The 5,540-nt window shown below is 54.7% G+C and carries 4 protein-coding genes; 2 read left to right on the top strand and 2 right to left on the bottom strand.

Annotated elements, in window-relative coordinates:
- The first annotated feature begins 135 nt into the window (after nt 1-135).
- Nucleotides 136-864 carry a sirohydrochlorin chelatase gene (locus R6U67_RS07225; protein ID WP_410251917.1) on the top strand — a complete coding sequence of 243 codons (729 nt, stop codon included), beginning with the start codon at nt 136-138 and terminating at the stop codon, nt 862-864.
- 30 nt (nt 865-894) lie between these two features.
- Here R6U67_RS07225 and R6U67_RS07220 read toward each other — a convergent pair whose 3' ends face one another.
- Together R6U67_RS07220 and R6U67_RS07215 are read right to left on the bottom strand one after the other, a co-directional pair.
- Nucleotides 895-3,090, bottom strand: a complete 2,196-nt coding sequence (locus R6U67_RS07220; RefSeq protein ID WP_410251916.1) for a tetratricopeptide repeat protein — start codon at nt 3,088-3,090, stop codon at nt 895-897.
- A 133-nt stretch (nt 3,091-3,223) separates the two neighbouring features.
- Nucleotides 3,224-3,796 carry a DUF2062 domain-containing protein gene (locus R6U67_RS07215; RefSeq protein WP_410251915.1) on the bottom strand — a complete coding sequence of 191 codons (573 nt, stop codon included), beginning with the start codon at nt 3,794-3,796 and terminating at the stop codon, nt 3,224-3,226.
- Nucleotides 3,797-3,942: 146 nt separating this feature from the next.
- On the opposite strand from R6U67_RS07215, the gene mnmE reads away from it, so the two are divergent.
- Nucleotides 3,943-5,319: a tRNA uridine-5-carboxymethylaminomethyl(34) synthesis GTPase MnmE gene (mnmE, locus tag R6U67_RS07210; RefSeq protein ID WP_410251914.1), complete on the top strand. Its 1,377-nt coding sequence runs from the start codon at nt 3,943-3,945 to the stop codon at nt 5,317-5,319.
- Nucleotides 5,320-5,540: the final 221 nt, after the last annotated feature.

The raw sequence follows: 5,540 nt of genomic DNA, 5'->3' as shown, positions 1-5,540 counted from the left end.
CTGTTCCCTGTTCCCTGTTCCCTGTTCCCTGTTCCCTTCTTTTGCCTCTTGCCTCTTGCCTCTTGCCTCTTGCCTTTTGCCTTTTGCCTCTTGCCTTTTGCTATCTTAAAAAGAGATCCGTCAACCGCGTAACCTATGTCTTCTCCCGCCTATCTCCTTGTGGCTCATGGTAGCCGCGATCCTCGCCCCGCCCAGATTGTGGACCATTTAGCGGCTCGGATGAGGGAACGACTGGGGGGGCATCCTGTGGGAACGGCGGCCCTCGACTGTCAACCGCAACCGCTGCATGAGCAATTACAGCAGTTTTGTCAGCAGGTGCGATCGCCCGTGCAGATTTTGCCCTTGTTTTTGCTGCCGGGAGTCCATGTGAGGGAGGATATTCCCGAAGAAGTTGCGATCGCGCGATCGCAACTCCCCGACAGCCAAACCATTGAGATTTTGCCCTACCTCGGCAGTCATGAAGGACTCAGCCAAGTCCTGCGGGAGCAAATCCAGGCCCAGCCTGATTGTCAGGCTTGGATTCTCCTGGCCCATGGTAGTCGTCGTCCGGGGGGAAATGCCCCGATTGAAGCTCTCGCCGCCCAACTTCCTGAACAAGTGGGCTGCCCGGTTCGTCCCGCCTATTGGTCCGTTGAGCCAAGTTTAGAGATGCAACTGAACGACTATCAGCAAGCGGGATATGAGCGAGTGGGGGTGTTGCCCTACTTCCTCTGTCCTGGTGGGCTGACTGATGCCATTGGTGAACAGTTGCGATCGCGGTCCGGGCCACATCTCTACCTCAGTGACACCCTCAGTGAAAGTCCGCATCTGATGGAGGTTCTTCTCGATTTGCGTCAACGAGTTCCCGTTCCTTTCGCCGGATAAGCGTCGGAGACCGGAATCTCCTCAATAGGCTCACCCTCCACCGAGGCGTTCAATCTCTTCTCTAGCCCGTCGATAGCAGTCGACTCGGCCCACATCGAGGCAAACTTGCCCCCCACGCTCATAATCAGCAATGGCCCCAGAAATATCCTGAAGCTGCTCGCGAACGATGGCCCGGTTAAAATAGGGAGTCGGCGATTCATCGTTGAGCCGTAAGGCCTGGGTATGGTCTTGCATAGCCTGTCGATAATTGCCTAACTCCATATAGACGGTTCCTCGGTTACTAAAGGCCACGGGATTATCCGGTTCTAACTCAATGGCGCGGCTGTAGTCTTCGATCGCCCCCTCAAGATCCCCTAAGGCTCCTTTCGCCATACCGCGATTACTATAGGCTTTTGCGTGGTTGGGATTTAATGCAATCGTTTGGCTACAATCGGCGATGGCCTCAGTGTATTGCTGCAAATTATAGTAAGCGACGCAGCGATTGTTGTAGGCGACCCAATCATCTCCAGCTAACTCTAGGGCTTTCGTACAGTCTTCAACGGCGGCCTCATAGTTGGCTAAGTTCAAATAGACACTACAGCGGTTGACGAGGGCTTTCGTATGGTCGGGATCTAAGGACAAGGCTTGGCTGTAGTCCTGTTCAGCCCCACTATATTCACCCATGTTGAAGCGAGTCCGACCTCGGCTGTAGTAGGCGTTGACATACTCAGGATCGAGGCGAATGGCTTGGGTGTAGTCGGAAATGGCGGCGGTGGAATCTCCGGCGGCGGCGTGAGCGAGGCCACGGTTGAGATAGGCGTTGGGGGAATTGGGATCTTGGAGGATGGCTTGGGTGTAATCTTCGATGGAGGAGTGGTAATCCCCGAGTTGATAGGAGATTAAGGCCCGTTGGTAATAGGCTTGGCCATCGTTGGGGGATTCTTGCAAGACTTGGGAAAAGTCTGTTAGGGCGGCTTCTAAGTCCCCGGCTTTGGCTCGGGCTAAGCCTCGGTTATAGAGGGCGTCGGTGTTGTTGGGTTCGAGGTCTAGGGTTTTGCTGTAGTCGGCGATGGCCCCGTCATGGTCTGCGCGATCGAAGCGTAGATTGGCCCGTTGGTAATAGGCTTGGCTATGGTTGGGGTTATGGCGAATGGCTTGATCGAGTGCTTGTAGGGCGGCGTCAGGCTGGCCCTGTTCGACGTTATTGAGGGCGCGATCGTAAAAGTCTTGGGCGCGGCTTTCGCGGGGACGTTGCCAGAGCCAAACGGCTAGGCCTAGGGTTAGCAATAGCAGCATAAGGCCCCCAGCCCAGGCAATCCAGGGACGAGAGGGGGATGGGCTGGCGACAATGTCGGTGGTCTCCTCGTCTGGGGGGCTGTCGGTGTCGGTGTTGTCTTGATAACGCTCTAGGATGGGGGCGAGGTCGTCTAAGACGTCCTGGGCGGATTGATAGCGTTTGCTGCATGAGTAGACCACCATTTTGTCGATGACGGCGGCTAGATCGTCGGAGACTTGGGTGCGTTTGCGCCAGATGAGGGTTCCTGATTCGTCTTGGAGTTTGGGCAGGTTGTTGGGGGAGACGCCGGTGAGGGCTTGAACGGCGATCGCCCCGAGGGCATAGATGTCGCTGTTGTATTGAGGGTTGCCCTGGAACTGCTCAATGGGCATATAAACGGGGGTTCCGGCGGCGATGGTTCGTAGGGCATCGTCTTGGGCAATTTGTTGGCTGAGGGCTTTGACGGACCCGAAGTCAATGAGGATTAGTTCTTGGTCATGGTCGCGACGGATGATATTTTCGGGTTTAACGTCGCGGTGGATGACTTCATGCTGGTGGACGAAAACCAGGATTTGTAGGATATCCCACAAAATTTGGGCCACGGTGGCTTCGGGGAGGGCCTGTCCGGGGAGGATTTCTTCGCTGAGGGGATGGCCGTCAACGTATTCTTTGACGAGATAGAGCCGTTGCTCTTCTTGGAAGTAGGCCAACAGCCGGGGGATGCGATCGTGACTGCCGAGTTGTTCGAGGGTTTCGGCTTCTTGTTCAAAGAGGCGTTTGGCGGTTTCGAGGCATTCCATTCCTCCCTTGACGGGAGAGAGTTGCTTGACGACGCATTTGGGTAATCCAGGACGACGAACGTCAGCGGCGAGATAGGTTTGGCCAAAGGCCCCTGATCCCAAAATTTTGATGATGCGATAGCGTCTATCTAAAAGAGTGCCGATCACTAGGGTTTTGCTCGCACCTGCCACATCGGGACGCTCCAACTCGACAAATCTCTGGTCTTAATTATACTGGACAACATTTTCGGGTGCAGGGTCGGTGAATGCTCTTGAGGGAATGTCTTGAGGGAATGTCTTGAGGGAATGTCTTGAGGGAATGTAATTAGCGGTTGGATGAGATGAGTTGGGATGGATGGGGGTTATGACGGCGGTATTTCTTTCGTTGTTGGTCCTGTTGTCGTTGTCGTTCTTGTTTAGCTCGCCAGGCTTTGACGAGCCGGACTGTGCCAATGTAACTGGCTAGGCTGAGAATCGTTCCGGTCACCAGGGAACCCACGAGTAAGTCGGCAAATAATTCGCCGGTTTCGTCGAGAAAAACGTCTAGGGAGTCCCATTGGCTGGGAGCGTCATGACTTGAACGAAGGAGCGATTGCCCAATTTGGAAGTTCAGCCAATAGATGGGAACGTAGGTGAGGGGGTTACTGATCCAGGTACAGACGGCGGCACAAAGTTTATGACCCCGGAGGAGAACGGCTAGGACGATGCTGATGGGGGTTTGCATGCCAAAAAAGGGAAAACAACCGGCAAAGACGCCAACGGCGACACCTCGGGCGATATATTTGGGGGGATCTTGGAGGCGGATGAGTCGCCGGTAGTAGTAGCGGCTAATCCGCCAACCTCGTTCGATGAGGCGAATGAGTTGGTTTAGAAGTCGTGAGCCGAGAGGTTGAGTCATAGGTGGGTGCAACGGTTGGAAAGGGGGAATCTAAGGTAAATCTGAATCGGTTGGGCGGGGGCGATCGCCTGGGAAAACACAGTTGACTGTCAAGGGACTGTACAACAGACTAGGATAACAAGGCTATTTAATACGAGCATTCACGAATGTCTGAAGCAGTGCTACGGCGGGAGACGATCGCGGCGATCGCCACGGCGGTTGTCCCACAACAGGGAAGTGTCGGAATTGTGCGGTTGTCGGGGGAGGGTGCGATCGCGATCGCCCGGCGGTTGTTTCACGCCCCAGGACAACAAGTCTGGGAGACGCATCGTATTCTTTACGGAACGATCCGTCATCCGCAAACCTCGCTGCTGGTGGATGAAGCCCTGTTGTTACTTATGGTAGCGCCTCGCTCTTATACGCGCGAGGATGTGGTGGAATTTCACTGTCACGGGGGGATGATGGTGGTGCAGGAGGTGTTGCAGTTATGTTTGCAGGCGGGGGCTCGTTTGGCGACGCCTGGGGAGTTTACGTTACGGGCGTTTCTCAATGGACGGATTGATTTAACTCAGGCTGAAAGTATTGCGGATTTGGTGGGGGCGCAGTCTCAGGCGGCGTCTCAGGCGGCGTTGGCGGGGGTTCAGGGAAAGCTGGCCGGGCCGATTCGTCAGTTACGGAGTCAATGTTTGGATATTTTGGCTGAAATTGAGGCGCGGGTGGATTTTGAGGAGGATTTACCGCCGTTGGATGAGATGGCGGTGGCTGGGGATCTGGCGGCGGTGTTGCGGGAGATGGAGAGGATTGAGGCGACGGCGAGTCAGGGGGAGTTGTTACGGACGGGGTTGAAGGTGGCGATCGTGGGTCGCCCCAATGTGGGAAAATCTAGTTTGTTGAATGCTTGGAGTCGTAGCGATCGCGCGATTGTGACGGATTTACCGGGGACGACGCGGGATGTGGTGGAGTCGCAGTTGGTGGTACGGGGAATCCCGGTGCAAGTCCTGGATACGGCGGGGATTCGGGAGACGAGCGATCGCATTGAAAAAATCGGGGTGGAGCGATCGCGCCAGGCGTTGCAGGAGGCGGATTTGGTCTTGTTGGTCCTGGATGCGCTGTCGGGGTGGACGGCGGAGGATGAGGCGATTTATCGGCGGGTGTGCGATCGGCCGGTCATTACCATCCTTAATAAGTGCGATTTGGTGGCTCAACTACCGCAACTTCCCTATTGTACGGCTCCGGTTTGTACGGTGGCGGCGCGACAGGAGGGGATTGAGGGGTTGGAAGCGGCAATTTTGGAGAAGGCGAATGCGAAGGATGTGGAGATTAGCAATTTAGATTTTTGTATTAATCAACGTCAGGCGGCGGCGTTAACGCGGGCCAAGTTGGCGTTGCAACAGGTTCAGAATACGATTGAGGAGGGGTTACCGCTCGATTTTTGGACGATTGATTTACGGGATGGGATTCGCGCTTTAGGAGAAATTACGGGGGAGGAGATTACGGAGTCTGTTCTTGATCGCATTTTTAGCCGTTTTTGTATTGGGAAGTAGGGGCGAAAAATTTTTCGCCCCTACTGCAACGGATGTAATCTGTCATGATTGTTTCTTATCACCCTGAATCCAAACGCGGTGCGTTCCGGCAGTTTTTAGGGTGTTGGTCGAAGCCAAAAAGGGTTGCAAGCCGGGACGCACCCTACCGTTTTTGGTTTTATTTTTATTGGGTTTCTAATGTGTTTAGAATCCAAACGCGGTGCGTTCCGGCAGTTTTTAGG

Origin of the sequence: Sodalinema sp. (assembly GCF_046483825.1) — a bacterium.
GTDB lineage: Bacteria > Cyanobacteriota > Cyanobacteriia > Cyanobacteriales > Geitlerinemataceae > Sodalinema.
Note: the sequence above shows the minus strand (reverse complement) of the source record. Positions and strands in the feature narration are given on the sequence as shown.